General features: G+C 49.1%; 14 protein-coding genes. 4 read left to right on the top strand and 10 right to left on the bottom strand.

Annotated features, from left to right (window positions below):
- The first annotated feature begins 533 nt into the window (after positions 1-533).
- Genes RWJ43_RS02935 through RWJ43_RS02945 form a run of 3 tightly spaced genes read left to right on the top strand, consistent with a single transcriptional unit; the run spans position 534 to position 3,360 of the window.
- The gene (locus RWJ43_RS02935; RefSeq protein ID WP_314007568.1) at positions 534-1,496 is read left to right on the top strand and encodes an FAD:protein FMN transferase; all 963 of its coding nucleotides are present in this window, start codon (positions 534-536) and stop codon (positions 1,494-1,496) included.
- A 17-nt stretch (positions 1,497-1,513) separates the two neighbouring features.
- On the top strand, positions 1,514-2,122 hold the full coding sequence (locus RWJ43_RS02940) for an NADPH-dependent FMN reductase (protein ID WP_314007572.1): 609 nt from the start codon (positions 1,514-1,516) through the stop codon (positions 2,120-2,122).
- A gap of 20 nt (positions 2,123-2,142) precedes the next feature.
- A complete protein-coding gene (locus tag RWJ43_RS02945) occupies positions 2,143-3,360 on the top strand; it encodes an NAD(P)H-dependent oxidoreductase (protein ID WP_314007575.1) in 1,218 nt (405 codons plus the stop codon).
- 566 nt (positions 3,361-3,926) lie between these two features.
- Here RWJ43_RS02945 and RWJ43_RS02950 read toward each other — a convergent pair.
- The 3 genes from RWJ43_RS02950 to RWJ43_RS02960 form a co-directional block, all read right to left on the bottom strand.
- Positions 3,927-5,885, bottom strand: a complete 1,959-nt coding sequence (locus tag RWJ43_RS02950; RefSeq protein WP_314007578.1) for a glycoside hydrolase family 2 TIM barrel-domain containing protein — start codon at positions 5,883-5,885, stop codon at positions 3,927-3,929.
- Between the two features lie 147 nt (positions 5,886-6,032).
- The gene (locus tag RWJ43_RS02955) at positions 6,033-6,533 is read right to left on the bottom strand and encodes an isoprenylcysteine carboxylmethyltransferase family protein (RefSeq protein ID WP_314007580.1); all 501 of its coding nucleotides are present in this window, start codon (positions 6,531-6,533) and stop codon (positions 6,033-6,035) included.
- Positions 6,534-6,602: 69 nt separating this feature from the next.
- Positions 6,603-7,355 (bottom strand): EFR1 family ferrodoxin, encoded by a 753-nt coding sequence (locus tag RWJ43_RS02960; RefSeq protein ID WP_314007583.1) that lies wholly within the window; start codon positions 7,353-7,355, stop codon positions 6,603-6,605.
- Between the two features lie 216 nt (positions 7,356-7,571).
- On the opposite strand from RWJ43_RS02960, the gene RWJ43_RS02965 reads away from it, so the two are divergent.
- Positions 7,572-8,261 (top strand): SIMPL domain-containing protein, encoded by a 690-nt coding sequence (locus RWJ43_RS02965; protein WP_314007586.1) that lies wholly within the window; start codon positions 7,572-7,574, stop codon positions 8,259-8,261.
- 135 nt (positions 8,262-8,396) lie between these two features.
- Here the strand turns inward: RWJ43_RS02965 and RWJ43_RS02970 are convergent, their stop codons facing one another.
- The 7 genes from RWJ43_RS02970 to RWJ43_RS03000 all read right to left on the bottom strand — a co-directional run.
- Positions 8,397-9,605, bottom strand: coding sequence for an ABC transporter permease (locus RWJ43_RS02970; protein ID WP_314007588.1), 1,209 nt, complete (start codon positions 9,603-9,605; stop codon positions 8,397-8,399).
- Positions 9,602-10,414 (bottom strand): ABC transporter ATP-binding protein, encoded by an 813-nt coding sequence (locus tag RWJ43_RS02975; protein WP_035428628.1) that lies wholly within the window; start codon positions 10,412-10,414, stop codon positions 9,602-9,604. Before RWJ43_RS02975 ends, RWJ43_RS02970 begins: the two co-directional genes overlap by 4 nt.
- Positions 10,415-10,423: 9 nt before the next feature.
- Positions 10,424-11,977 (bottom strand): efflux RND transporter periplasmic adaptor subunit, encoded by a 1,554-nt coding sequence (locus RWJ43_RS02980; protein ID WP_282741977.1) that lies wholly within the window; start codon positions 11,975-11,977, stop codon positions 10,424-10,426.
- Between the two features lie 201 nt (positions 11,978-12,178).
- Positions 12,179-13,666: an ATP-binding cassette domain-containing protein gene (locus tag RWJ43_RS02985; RefSeq protein ID WP_314007594.1), complete on the bottom strand. Its 1,488-nt coding sequence runs from the start codon at positions 13,664-13,666 to the stop codon at positions 12,179-12,181.
- Between the two features lie 418 nt (positions 13,667-14,084).
- Positions 14,085-14,522 carry a DUF2442 domain-containing protein gene (locus tag RWJ43_RS02990; protein WP_314007597.1) on the bottom strand — a complete coding sequence of 146 codons (438 nt, stop codon included), beginning with the start codon at positions 14,520-14,522 and terminating at the stop codon, positions 14,085-14,087.
- 12 nt (positions 14,523-14,534) lie between these two features.
- Positions 14,535-14,858, bottom strand: coding sequence for a DUF4160 domain-containing protein (locus RWJ43_RS02995; RefSeq protein WP_314007599.1), 324 nt, complete (start codon positions 14,856-14,858; stop codon positions 14,535-14,537).
- A gap of 147 nt (positions 14,859-15,005) precedes the next feature.
- On the bottom strand, positions 15,006-15,337 hold a 332-nt coding region (locus tag RWJ43_RS03000), incomplete at its 5' end, for a nucleotidyl transferase AbiEii/AbiGii toxin family protein (RefSeq protein WP_314007602.1).

The following is a 15,337-nucleotide window of genomic DNA, read 5'->3' on the forward strand; positions in this document are numbered from 1 at the left end:
TATCGTGTTCAAATAAAGTTTTTTATCTCAATCTTGGACAAAGACTTTGAAAGCTGACTAAATTGCGCACAATTAATGCTACAAAGTGCGTAGATTTAACTTCATTACTCCTGGCGAGAAAAACGTGCACACCAAGCCATTCTTTTTTCCACTTCTTTTATGCTCCTTCAAAAAACTGGCTGGCGTATACGCGTCAGCCAAGAATAATTCTTCGATCAGTTCTTTCTGCAAAAAAATGATACTGGAATGAGTACATATCAACAATAAACAGACATCCCTATGAATAAAAAATCAAATTAACTCCATAGTATTCTTCACTTTTGGGGCCGAGAGCGGTCTTCGCTTTGAGTTTAGGGACATCTGAGCTTTGGTTTCAGAGGTGGTCTTCAGCGAGCTGCCAAAACTGTAGGATTTCTCGCTAAAATGTTGTAGATACAACAAATGACCGTAACAAACAAACGTAAAATAGAGTTATTGCTAATCAATCTGCAGATAAAAATAAACAAACTGCTGTTAGACACTATAGGAGAGTCGTGCCAGAACGAGCCTACATTTCCAGATCAACTCACCTGATGGGCGCGACTATTACCATTTCTTTATTGCCACCCTCCAATGATTCGCAGGAAGAGTGCACTGCAGAACAGCTACTTGATAACGTCTTTGAACTCCTTAACATCTATAACCAGCGATTTAGCGCAAATGACGTTAATTCCGAGCTTATGCAGGTCAATCGTGCAGCAGGCAAACATCCTGTCCCCGTTGACCCCGAGCTGTTTAAGCTCATTCAGATTGGCAAAGAACAAAGCCTTATACCTACAAGTCATTTAAACATTGCCATTGGTCCTCTGGTGCAAACCTGGCGAATCGGTTTTGACGACGCTCGCATTCCAAATAACGCTGAGGTCGCGCACGCGTTGTCGCTTACCAATCCGCAGCTCATCAAATTAGACCCCGTGAACTGCACCGTGTTTCTCGCCAAAGAGGGTATGAAGCTGGACCTGGGGTGCCTAGCAAAAGGCTACATCGCCGACAAAATTGCAGATTATCTGAAAAGTCAGCACATTGATTCCGCACTTATCAACCTTGGCGGTAACATTAAGACAATTGGCGCTAATGTGCTCGCGAACAGGCCGTGGCAGATTGGCATCCAGAATCCGCGACAACCGCGAGGCACCAACCTTGCTGTGCTGCCTATTTGCAACCAGTCCGTGGTGACCTCTGGTACCTACGAAAGGAAACTGCAGGTAAACGAGCACACCTATCACCACATTCTTGACCGAAGCACGGGCTATCCAGTTGACACGCAACTTGCGAGCATCACGATTATCTCGGACAACTCGCTTGACGGGGAAATTTGGACCACGCGCCTTTATGGCGAGAAACCCCGTCAGCTCCTTGCCCGTGTGGAACAAGAAAAAGGCATCGAGGCGCTCATAGTAACCACTGATAATCGCGTATATTATTCGTCGGGAATCTCGCCTGAGTTCCTTGCGTAATTCAGAAAGGAAGTTTGATGCTTAACTTTATTGGCCTCATTGGCACCAATTCAAAAGAGTCAAATAATCGAAGACTCCTGCAGTTTATGCAGAAGCATTTTGCCGACAAGGCCGCCATTGAGCTGGTGGAAATCGACAACATCCCCCTGTTCAACAAGCCTGCAAAGATGAAGGTTCCCGAGGTTGTCTCAGAGCTTGCAAAGAAAATTGAGGCCGCCGACGGCGTCATCATCGCAACACCAGAGTACGACCACTCCATTCCAGCGGTCCTACAAAACACGCTTGCTTGGCTGTCCTACGGCATCTTCCCTATGGTCAACAAGCCAGTCATGATTGTCGGCGCATCCCTGGGCACGCTCGGATCTTCTCGCGCACAACTTCAGCTCCGTCAAATTCTGGATGCTCCCGAGCTCAAGGCCGCAATCATGCCAGGTTCCGAGTTCCTTCTTGGCCGCGCTCCGCAGGCATTTGACGAGAAGGGCAACTTGAAGGACAAAGCTACCGTCAAGAAGCTTGACCTGCTCTTTGACGATTTCCGTCTGTTTGTGAAACTCAACGAGAAAATGGCCGCATCGCGCGAACTTCTCCGCAAAGAGGCCGAGAACTTTGACTGGGAAAACCTGTAGGTCTGGAAGGAACTACCATTATGAAATTTGTCGGAATCGTCGGTTCAAATGCGGAGATTTCCTATAACCGAAAGCTTCTGCACTTCATCAAAAAGCACTTTGCCAAGCAGTTTGAGCTTGAGATCCTTGAGATTGATGACATTCCCCTGTTCAACCAGGACCTCAAGTGGGACGAGAACTTCCAGCTCCGCCTGCTGTACAACAAGATTACTCGCGCTGACGGCGTCATTATTTCTACGCCTGAGCACAACCACACCATCTCACCTGCGCTGAAGAGCGTCATCGAGTGGCTCTCCTACGACGTGCATCCGTTTGAGAACAAGCCTGTCATGATCGTGGGCGCTTCTTACTACGACCAGGGAACTTCTCGCGCACAGGTTCATCTGCGCAAGATTTTGGATGCTCCGGGCGTTAACGCATATGTTTTGCCTGGTAACGAGTTCCTTCTTGGAAAGGCTAAGCAGGCCTTTGACGAGGACGGCAACATTATCGACGAGCGCACCGTCAACTTCCTGGGCCTTTGCCTGGATAACTTTGTCAAATACGTAGAGGTGGTCTCCAAGTTGAAGAAGCCAAAGCCAATCGCGCCAGAGGATCTGGACGTAACCAATTCAATTTCCACCACTATTCAGGGCATCGATCCCGACGATCCTGATTGGGTCGAGAAGGCCGCCGAGCTTGTGGGCGCGGTCTCGGGTGACACATACGTTAAGCTTGACCACGGCATTTTGACGGTCAACCAGATTGACATGTTCCTGAAAGCAATGCCATTTGAGCTGACCTACGCGGACGACAACAACCAGTTCCTTTACTACAACAACGCTCACGACAATCCAGACACTATGCTGGCAAAACGCGTTCCTGAGCAGTCGGGCAACCGTCTTTCCACAGTTCACAACTCTCTTCCCGAGGGTCGCATGAAGAATGTTGAGTTTGTCATCGGTGTACTTCGAAACGGCGACAAAGAGTATGTACGCACCATTGTCCCAGGTACACCAGCCGACATCATCAACACCCATAACTACCAGGCAATGTACTACCCCGATGGCTCGTATGCAGGCATCAACGAGATTGTCTTCAACTTCAAGCCATGGCTTGATTGGTACCTGCAAACCACAGGTCAGCGCCTTGTAAGCGCTAACGGCGCAGTTGTTCCGCCAGCTGGCGCTCCCGCCCCTGCTGCTGGTACTCCCGCACCAAGTGCAGGCGTAGATGCCACCTCGGGTGCAAGCGCCTAACGTGCAGCTACGCGCATCGCGACGCGCGACACGCGATGCGTGACTACGACCGTGCAGTTGACACGCCTACCTGCGCCTATGTGCACCTACGTGCGACCAAGTGCAATGATGCACAACTGAAGTAATACACTTCCCTCGCCTTCCAGAAACAGACCTCTGGAAGGCGAGTTTTTTGTATTAAGTTGCAAAATTTCTATTTAGGCTAAATATGTATTCATTTCTACGAATATCTATACTCAAATATTCAATTTTGTGTATCACTCAATTTTTGGGCAAAATTTTTAGAGGCTAAAAAGGTAAAAAACCCGTTTAGTTGGAGATCAAAACTTTTAAAATCAAATTTCAGCTCCAACTAAGACGATTTTTTACCACCGTTGCAATTTTTTATCTGCGAAAACACGATATGCAGAAAAATGAAACTCCAACTAAACGCATTTTTTACCACTTTGGCGAAAATCAGCACTCGGTATTACTGGACACCGCTCAATCAACTGGGCATCTTTCACTCGACTGTTCATCGCTTGACTACCGGACACCGTAGAGCATTACTTAACAACACCCGACAGCTACTGTCCTTCAAACTTGTTGATCTTTCGGTCATAAGTGAGCAGGCCGTTTACCTCTTCCTCGACATCAGATACCTGAGTGTAAACGTATCCTGCAAGGCCTTTAACCTGCAGCGATTCCGCCACTCCAAGCAGCTTTTGGACAGCTCCTCGCCAATCCTCAACTGTGGCAAAATCCCCGTATCCATAAGAATGGTCAAGTGACGTATGACCTGATGTCATCTGCGCCAGACCACCAAACTCAGAAATTATTACTGCTCGATTCCCTCGTTGCTTTCCATGCCAACCTGCACGAAGCGGCCGGAAATAATTGTGAATGCTCAGGAAATCGCCGCATCCCTGGTCGTACCAGCCGCTTGTTGCATCAATTGGTCGTGTTGCATCCAAGGCGCGAACAGCCTCAGTAGCAGCCTGTGCATTAAACTGTCCCCAACCCTCGTTAAAGAGCGTCCAAAATCCAATCGAAGGATGTCCATCCAGGAGCTTGACCATTTCCTGACAAGTTTCTGTCCACTCCTTGCGATAGCTATCTTTACCTGCGGATAAAGCTTCGTGATGACTTGGTGTTGTGTCGTCAAATCGACCCCAGGTAAAGCTGAACAGCGTCGGCTTCTGACTCGTGTGCCAGGGACTATACGCGCTACCTCCCGAAACACAATCCTGCCAAACCAGCATGCCGAGTCGGTCGCAATGGTAGTACCAGCGCTCACTTTCAATCTTGATATGTTTACGCAACGTATTAAAACCGGCCGATTTCATAGCCTCTATGTCATATACCAGCGCATCATCGGACGGAGCCGTCAGCAATCCGTCAGGCCAATAGCCCTGATCCAGCACGCCACGAACAAAATACGGCGCCCCGTTCAAGTGCACCCTTAGCACGCCCGCCACGTCTTTCTTTACCTCAACAGTACGAAACGCGCAATAGCTCCGAACAAAATCGACCACCGCACCATCCTGCCAAAGTGTTGCCTCCACGGCATAGAGGTACGGACTCTCCGGCGACCAAAGCTGCGGTTCATCTACCTGCAACTCCGCGCAAATTTCCCCTGCCTCGTCTACCGGAAGTGTGGCGAGAAGAACGTCTTGTCCAAGCTCGTCTTTGAGCGTCAACTCCATCTTAAACGCGCCCGTTTGTACATCGGACAACCCGCTTACCTGCACGTTCGCTCTAACCTCAAGCGCGCCAAACATATCACCCTTCAGCGTTAGCGACTCAAAATGAGCTGCGGAAACAACCTCGTACCACACGCTTTGCCAAATGCCACTCTGAGCGGTGTACCAAATGTCGCCACGCGAGAGTCGCTGCTTACCACGCAGTTGAGAGCCGGTATCACTTGGATCCCAAACGCAAAGCACGAGCTCAGCAGTGTCCGCACTGTCTGCCGTTGCCTCTCCCGTTTCAGGCGAGCCAAGTAAATTCGTCACATCAAAGGAAAATGGCAGGTAGCCGCCAGTATGCGTGCCGACAAGCTTGCCATCCACAAAGCACGCGCACATCCAGTCAACCGCTTCAAAATGTAGAATAAGTCGCTGGTCATCGGCCAGTTTAGGTAGTTCGATTTTGCGCTTATACCACAAAAGTTCGCTCGGCTGCACCGTACGACCAACACCAGAGAGCGGAGCTTCTGGCGAGAACGGCACCACAATCTGCCCATCCCAACGGGAAGGAATCTCCTGTTGCGCGAGGATCTCTACGTCAATCTCGCCATTTACCGGTACAATCGTATAATCCCACACGCCGTTCAGCATCACGTAATTGTCGCGCTGCATGCGAGGACGCGGATACTCAGGCAACACGTTTGACGAATCAAGCGCCTCTCCCCAAACAGTCGTCAGAGAATTGAGCGTCTCCTCCGTATGCTTTTTGGGCGCACTTGCCAAAACGCGACGAATATCCAGCATGGTATCTCTCGTTTCTCCTGAAGCAGCAGGTACAAGCACATGACAAGCCAGCATGACGTATGTATATCATAGCCACTTCGTAAAAGAATTTATATAGCGAGAAAACCAAACAAACCCCAGCTCAATTACAAACTAAGGCTTAAATAGGACTGGAGCTCAAATAGGGCTGAGGCTCAGCACCACTCAAAACCCACGTAAACGCTAGTGCCTGGGAAACCACGGAATGCAGCGATTGACTCGTTTGCAGTACTCTTTGTACTCATCGCCAAACTGCTCGAGAAGCCACTTCTCCTCTGTAGCCTGCATCATCACAGTTAAAAGCGCCCAAAACACAAGGGGTAGTGGTAGCAGATAAAGGTTACTAGAGAGCAGCGCTGCACCTGACATAACAAACGCAAATGCGGAGTAGATAGGGTTTCTGACCAGCGCATAAACACCAGTGGTTACCAGCTGATTTGCGATGATTTTCTCGCGAAGTTTTTCTTTGATGGCAGCAGAAACCCAAAGCCAAATGCCCACGATCAAAAAAGCTGTGCCCACAGCGTGCATCACGCCGACTGTCGCTCGGATACGAAGATACGGAAGAATTCCCAGCTTAGACAAGGTAATACACACAACCGTCAGAACCGTAATGGCAATCACGTAAGCGGGGCCAACACCAAGTACCGGAAGATGATCTTTCTTCTCGTTCTGAGCAGGCATTCGATGAACTCCGTTCAGTTGACATTTTGTTAGCTATAGCTAACTACACCATAAAGTTTACACCTAAAATTACACTTTGACGTGAGGATTTTTATACTGACCATGTCTGTTCGTTGCCCCCTTACCATATTGAATGGCAAACGTAGGACAATGATGTAGACAACGAAGACATGCGGCGCACTGATCTTTAATCCACACAGGTCTCTTATCCTTCATCTGAATGGCCTGAACTGGGCACTTTCGTGCGCAAAGACTACATCCGATGCACTTATCTGAAACCGAGAAGTGCTGTGTCTTCCTTTCGTTGTTATACATGGAATCCATAAAAAGTCTCACTGCATACGGGACAACGCCCTGCATATGATTACCAACAGCTCGCTCTTTGATTCCGCTTAGTACAGCGTTGATATAGCTCTCGGCGTTGTCGTTAATTTGCTGGACCTTTGCCTTGTCGCTCAAATCAAAAATTGGAGTCCAAGTATCAGGCATTTTGACGCTAAAACCGGCGTTGAGCTCTAGTCCTTTGCTAGCAAGAATCTTTTTTGCGTCAACAAACGTACAACCAGCCGTTGTTCCGTACGTTGTCACAATAAACATGTACGGCGCAGAAGCACCAGTAACCTGGAGATTCTGCAAAAACTCACGAGTCGTAATGGGGAGCTCCCAGTTATAAACTGGCGTCACAATGCCAAGCATCTCATCTTCTGAAAGATTTACCTGGCCGTTTGATTTCTCAATCGAGACTGCGGTGTCATTAAACTTCGCGGCAATTCGCTCGGCAACATATTTGCAATTACCGGTTGCAGAAAAATACAAAATCATGTGTCCCTCTCCTGCGCGGTGATTGTTAGCCGCACTCCCATGACACTAATAATAAGCCATTTCACCTGGTTAATATCAGTTACTACCCACTATATGAGTGTCCATTACACTGGACACTCAAAATCTTTTTTGAACCTATGATTATTCAACGATGAGAAATAAATTACCTGTTCAAACGGCTGATTTTTTCTCTAACATCTCTGAAAGGAACATACTATGGAACGAACGATTGACGTATCTACAAAATTGAGCACGCAAGTTCCGCCTGACACCATTAACGTTGATATCACAATTCGAGGAACTTCCAAGATCCGTGAAAACTGCACAGCCAAATATAATACGCTGCTTCAAACAATAAAAGATGCTCTAGAGAAAAACGGGTTACCTGCCTCAATTCTAAAAAACAATAACTATTCAGTTTCTGGACACGAAGTAAACTGGTACAAGAAAGATGATGAGGGTGACTATTATGTCGCCGAGAAAAAATTTCTGGGATATGATTTCCGCGCAGAACTATCTGTTGAAGAACATCTTGAAGAAGATCTTGTCGAGAAAATCTGGAAAGCACTCAGTTCATGTGGTGATGAAGTGACCTTTTCAGTTGAGTTCTCGATAGCACATAACGACACCATTAAAGACAACCTATCTGCAGATGCTATTATTGCCTGTCATCAAAAAGCAAATCTTCTTGCTAAGGCTGCCGGAGCAAAGGTGGTTGGGCTTAAGCATGCAGACTACGACTTTAACGGAAGAGAACTAGCGTATAAAGCCCGCGATCATATAGCTTTTTGTGAATCTGATTATGGAAACCAAGTTCCTACATTTGATTCATCAGACATAGACATCTGTTGCTACGTCAGCACCTCATGGGACATCGAGCTGCTCCCACCGGATGATCTACTGTAGCTGAACAAACCACCGCACTTAAAAGGGTTTCTCGCCTGGCGAGAAACCCTACTAGTAGCAGGCTATTTTCACTTGCAGGTTTTTCACGGATGCAGTTCATTTACTTTCAGCAAGCGGTCACTGAACGCACCCCGTTTACTGGTAGCGAAGCGACTCAACAGGATTGAGCTTTGAGGCTCGACGAGCGGGCCAATACCCAAAGATCAAGCCGATGCCAATGCAGATTCCCGAGGTAATCATCACGATGTTTGGCGTGATGATAGGTGTTATTCCCGTCTCAAGCGTAATCATGCTGCTAAATGAGCCAGCCAGGCCCCACGCTCCGGCGTAACCCAGGGCAATGCCAATCACGCCGCCCATAATGCAAATCAAAATGGACTCGCACAGGAACTGCTTGGTGATGTCGGACGCGCGAGCGCCCAGGGCCTTACGCAGGCCAATCTCCCTAATGCGCTCCGTCACGTTAGTGAGCATCATGTTCATGATGCCAATACCGCCAACCAGAAGCGAAATGCTCGCCGTGGCGGTAACCAGCACCTGGAACGACATAAGCGTGGCGTTCATCTGCTCAATGATGGACGAAAGTGTCATAACCGTCACGCGATCTTCGGCCTGCGCGGACGGAATGTTAAACCAGTCCAGCAACCAGGACTTTGTTTCGTCCGCAAGCGCCTTCATGTCAACGTTTTCGCGAGCGTAACCAAAGACCTGGCTGATAGTTTTAGTGCCCGTCAGACGCGCGGAATACGTGGAATACGGCATGTAGGCCAGCAGAGTATCGCCTTGCCCGCCGCCGTTTGCCCCGCTGTCAACCACGCCCACAATGGTGTAGCTGTCGTTATTGATGCGGACAACCTGCCCAATGGACGCATCTGCGCTGCCAAAGAGTTTCTCGGCAGACAATTTGTCGAGAAGAACGTTTCTAGATGTGTCATCTACGTCGGACTTTGTGAAGAGCGAGCCCGTCGATGCCTTGAGGCCCATAACGGTAAAGTAGTCGGGCGTGCAGCCGATGATTCGCGCGTCAAACTGCTTCTCGGCCGAGTTAACGCGGGCCATGGTGGAGTCAATGCCGGTCACAAGCTCATACCCTGGTACGCAGAGCTGCAGCATCTCCAGGTCCTGCTGCGTGACCTCGCGGTCTGGCCACGCGTAGATCATAACCATGCGCGACTGATTGAGGCCCAGCGAGCTGACCAGCGAATACTTGATGCCGTCGATAAGTGCCGTCATAGCAATAACTGCGCTGATGCCAATAACAATGCCCAGCACCGTCAACAAGCTGCGACCGCGGTTGGCGTTGAGCGCAGACAGGGTTTCTCGCAGCAGATCCATCAACCTCATAGCGCAGCACCTCCTGTCGCGGGTCGTGCGCCCGTCGCAGCATGTGCGCCCGTCACAGGTCGTGCGCCCGTCGCGGGCTGCACACCCGTCGTGGACTGTGCAGCGTGTTGCTTCACAAACTCCTTTTCCTGCTCGTCTGTGAGCAGACGGCCGTCACGAATGTGTACCACGCGATCAGCCCAAAAGGCAGTCTCGGGGTCATGTGTAATCAGTACGATTGTTTTGCCGCGCTCCTGCATGGACTTGAACGTGTTGAGTACCATCTCACTTGTTGCAGAGTCCAGATTGCCTGTTGGCTCATCGGCAAAAATGACCGCCGGGTCGTTTACCAGCGCACGAGCAATGGCTACGCGCTGCACCTGACCACCGGAAAGCTCGTTTGATTTGTGCTCGTAGTACTCCTCGGGCAGGCCAACAGAACGCAACGCCTTCCAAGCACGCAACTCTCGCTCTTTTGCGGGAATGTCCGAGTAGATGAGCGGCAGCATAACGTTTCGCAGCACCGTAGTGCGCGGCAGTAGGTTAAACGACTGGAAGACAAAGCCCAGACGCGTGGCGCGAATCTCCGCTAGATCGTCATCGGAAAGATCTGCAACCTCAAGTCCCTCGAGCTTGTACGAGCCAGCAGTAGGCGTATCCAGGCAGCCCAAAATGTTCATCAGGGTTGATTTGCCCGAGCCTGACGGACCCATGATGCAGAGAAATTCGCCCTTCTCCACAGTCAAGGAAACACCCCGTAGAGCGTGCGTCAAACCTGCAGCCGTCTCATAAATGCGATGCAGCTTATGTACCTCAATTACCTTGGACATACGCGTCGCCTACTTGGAATCTTTGGAGCCTGTTGCATCAGTCGATGAGCCAGACGTTGCGCCTGCTGGAGCGTCCATAGCCGCGCCCTGAGATGGACCGCCGGCGCCACCGCCAATCATCACCTCAGTGCCGTCCTCAATACCGGCACCCTCGATGACGGCCGTCGTAGAACTTTGTGCCTTTACGGTCACTGGCACGCGCTCTACCTGCGGGTAGCCCTTCTCGTCACGAGAAGTGACCACGTTGACGTAAGCGCCATCCCCGTCGTCCATGACAGCAACAAGAGGCACGGTCAGCACGTTGTCCATGTGCTGAATCATGATGTCCACGTTGGCAGTCATACCTGGCTTGATGGAGGCGTCGGGACTGCTAATAAGCAGGTCAACGGTGTAAGAAACAATGGATCGACCGGGGTTATCGTAACTTGCACCTGCGTCGGCGCCGTTGGACGAAACAGCAGAAACGTGAGTCACCACTGCATCGCAATACAGGTCTCGCAGAGCTGTAAAGCTGACCTGCGCCTTCTGGTCAACGGCAATGCGGGAAATGTCCACCTCGTTGATCTGGACGTTCACCTTCATCTGGGAAAGGTCCGCGATAGTAATCAGAGGACCGGCATTGCCAGCACCTGGTGCAGACGAGCCAACCGAAGCGCCGTTCACCGCGTTCATCACAATAACCGTTCCGTCACAAGGAGCGGTGACTACACGCTTATCTGCCTGGGCAATTGCGTCGTTATAAGCAGATCGTGCCTCCTCAAGCGCAATCTGGGCGCTCTCCAGATTTGCTTCCGCCGCTTCCACAGCCGCAGCGATGGATGCAGCGTTTGCTTCTTGTCCGTCCTCACCTGCCTCGGGGACACCGTTGCGTGCGGACGCTAGGGCTGAGCGTGCTTTGCTAACCTCGTTCTCGGCTGCTTTTACCTGCTGAGATGCCTTACGAACAGCCTTATCCAGCTCATCGTTCTTTACAGTAAAAAGCTTGTCGCCTTTATGGACGTACGTGCCTTCAGAAACCTGAACATCCTGAATAATGCCATCTACCTCGGGAGTTACCACTGTTGACGACACGGGCTTGATGGATCCAGACGCAGAAACAGAATCGCTGAACTCGCCGCGCGTGACAAACGTAGTGCTTGGCATCACGGTGGTGTTCTGGTTCTGGCCGCCCTGGCACATAGGCAAAATAAACAATATGACGAGAAGAACAAAGACTCCAGCAGCTATTCCTGCCTTGATAAGTTTCTTTTTACGACGAGCTTTACGGTGACGAGCCAAACTCTCGTACGCCTCACGAGCTTCAGCGTCTTCTTCGCTCTCACCTGGAGAAATGACACCAATCTGGGAGCCTAAGTTAGCCGTCTGATCAGCAATTGTTGGTAGCGTAGAGGCAAAGGCTGCCTGCTGATATCCTTCGGGTGGCGTGGGGATGTTAGGGGCTCCGGCGCCTGTAGCGCCTGTAGTGCCCGGCGCGCCTGTGGAGCCCGCATCGCCTGCAGTGCCCGCACCGGCCACATTTCCCTCATTGGTTTCTTGTTTTGAACCGTGGTTGAAGTGAAGCATAGGTCCCTCCGAAATCCATGCTTAAAACACGAGAAATCCCAGAAGAAATCAGTTTGACCTTTCAGTTTATATAAAAATTTTCAGCAGAAGTTAGCTTGCTTGAACAACTACGGCGAGCGGTATAAAAGCAGCGGTCTGTGTCAGCGAGCTACTCAAACACAAACGCGCAACCACCGTAACTGTCCAACGTGTTTCTCGCCCCTATTGCACCACAAGCTCAAAGTTATCATTTGATCGCTGAATGCTCCATTTTATCGATGTAGCGGAATCAACCAGCGAGAGATCATGTGAGACCAACAACAAAGCTCCTGGATATTCAGACAGTAAACGTTCAAGCGCTACGGTCGAACCAAGGTCTAAATAGTTAGTTGGCTCGTCCACTACGATAAGCTCTGGTGATTCGAGCATTCCCAGCGCAAGCATAAGCTTTCTCATTTCACCTGGACTGGTCGACTCACCTGCAAGAACATAATCAGGGTCGGAATTGAGTTGTGCCACAATAGACAACACTCTTCCACGCTGGGAGTTTGATAGCCCTTTGATTTTTCTTACTGTCTCTGTTTTTTGCAGTTCAGTTGGCTCTTGAGGAATATATAACATCCGCACATCATCAGAAATACTTGAAATAATTTTCTTTATCAGCGTTGTTTTACCACAGCCATTATCGCCAACAACGCCAATATGATCCGTATTACCAATAAATAGCGGTGGTGTTTGTAGATGGCAATCTCCTATGAGAATGCTGTTGGGCTCCATCCTCAATAAAACTTTTCTATTACTTGCTTCACTATCCAGCCAGATATTGGAATCGTATTGTTTCTCAACCTGAATACCTGTGGCTTTACCTGTTGCCTTCTCAAGTCTATCCAACATGCGAGCAGCAAGCTTCCCAGCTTTACCGTCTTGACCTGAAACTATATAGCCCCGCTTTTTTGCACGCGCATCACTGTCATGCTTATCAATGTTTCTTCCACTTTTACGAGCCTGAACTCTAGAAGCCTCTTCTCTGCGCCGTTGGGTTTCTCGCTCTATGCGAGCCTTCTCTTTTTGCGCCGCTTCCTTTGCGTGTAATGCGCTAGAACGTTCAAGCTCTACCTGTGATGATGCCTGAGAATAATTACCAGATTTCATGTTTGCCGTGCCGTTAGCTACAAACAAACATTGAGTGCAGAGTTTGTCCAACAGCTCTCTATCATGTGAAATGAGCACCCCGATACCCTTGAACTGCGACAAGGCCACAAAAAGAGCATGTTTTGTTGATACATCCACATGATTAGTGGGCTCGTCTACCACAAGAACATCAGGTGAAGCCCATAAAGCACACGCTACCTGGAGTCGCTTCTGCTGGCCACACGAAAGCGTTTCAAAACGCCAAGGCCAATCATCCCCCAAAGCAAGCTCTCGCCTCAATTTAATTGCCGCATCATCGTAGGCAACAGCAAAATCAAAAAGATTCGGTGGGGTCTCCGTTGCATTTTGAGCACAATATACCGAGAAAAACGATGGGCTTATAACTCCCTTATCTGGCTGCAATAAACCACATACGATACGGGCAAGGGTTGTTTTTCCAGATCCGTTATTACCAACAAAGCCGGTCCATCCTTGTGGAAGCACAAAAGTCACATCATGTAAGGTAGGCTCCACCGCTGAAGGATAGGTATATTCAATATTTGAAAGATTAAGCTGCATGATACCTCGGTTCTGCCGAAGACCACGCGGAGTAGCATGCAATTATACGCAGATAAATGACGGTGAATTAAGACATGATTAAGCAATACTACACCCGCGGTAGTGTCGTCAGCGACGTTACGTGAATTCGGGTTTTATGAGTATCGCTAGTTGTTCATGCACCTAATCCCTTCTCGCACCAGCGCTTGCCAAAGGCCCTGGTGAATCAATTGAACTTATAGTAGCTTGCAAGACTTACGGTAACAAGAGATATTCTGCGGTCATCTTCCTAAGCAGAATCGTTATAGGCAAAAATCTAGCAAGCTTTTGCGAAAAACAGTCTACTTCTTGCCGATATCGGCAAAATCAAAAAACTGAATAACATAAAAAATACTGTCCACTGAAATGGACAGTATTTTAAATTGAGTATTTGCAACTCTTAACACACAGGATTGCCGTACTCGCGCAACATAGCATCACGGTCAACAATCCACTGCTTACCATACTTACGAGCATCTACTCCTGGAACTATTTTGCCGTATGAAACAGCCTTACGCAAAGTGGACTCACTTAGGCCCCAAAGTTCGCTAGCATCTGAAAACGATATAAGCCCATCAAAGGGCGTTGCAACTTCCGTTCCGTTCTCCCATAGTTCATCACAAGAGAGATCAAGGTCATCGTTCCAGATAATACCGTAGCCGCCCTGATCAACTTCTACGTCTCTGAACAGCGATTCGTTATCCTCCAATGTCTTGAAGACCGGGAAACGATGCATAAGTGGAGCTACATCGTAGATTTTTGTAGTGCCGTTGGTAAACTGAACGCTTAACTTTAAGCTAGTCAGAGCGGAGACATCTTTTACCTTATGAAATTTCATAATCTGCCTCCTTTAGACGAGCGGATCGATCTTCTTAAATTCTTGCGTCTCCCACATATCAAGAAGCTCAGTTTGGTGAATCTCTATCCACTCGCGCACCATACCAGCAGCGCGAGTCGGCAGACTACCATCAATCTCCTCACCCGAATTGATGTCAAAAGCTGCAGTGTCCTCACCATAAATCGCATGGATGTGCGGTGGATTGTGCTCTGAGCCCAAGAAATACATGCGTATAACTATCCCGTAAAACCGTGCAAGTGTAGGCATCTGTATCCTTTCCTTTTTGATAAGTATATCACGATAACGTGATATACTCCATAATTCATCCTTAACCATTACCACCTGCTATTGAACTGCCTCCCATTTCTTGGACACAGTTCACTACATACCTATTGTTTATAATGAGGCTTCGTCATCGCGAGAAGATGAGTTTCAAATTTGCATACCTCATCGCAACAAAACCTCACTAATCTCATGCGCTCCTCAGAGATTGACTCTTTTCCCGATTACGCGAACAGCGTCCATGGCATCCACCACTGAGACCGCGGAGGCATATGGATTAAGACGCGTATACGCGCTCCATATGCGGGCAATTTCATCGGAGCCTTCAATCTCTCGACTAACAAGCTCATAGTCTTTCATAATGTCTGAGGAACCGCGATGCTCAGACGTCCGCTGTACAGCCTCCCGCAGCGTCTCCCAGTCAATCATCTGTTCGTATAGTTTTACGAGCGTGGCGAGGTCGTACAGATCTCGAGCACGCGTGGTAGCGACACCACGCTTCACTACCGCCTCGAACTTCTCTGCGATACACG

Origin of the sequence: Lancefieldella parvula (genome assembly GCF_963530955.1) — a bacterium.
Taxonomy (GTDB): Bacteria; Actinomycetota; Coriobacteriia; order Coriobacteriales; family Atopobiaceae; genus Lancefieldella; species Lancefieldella parvula_A.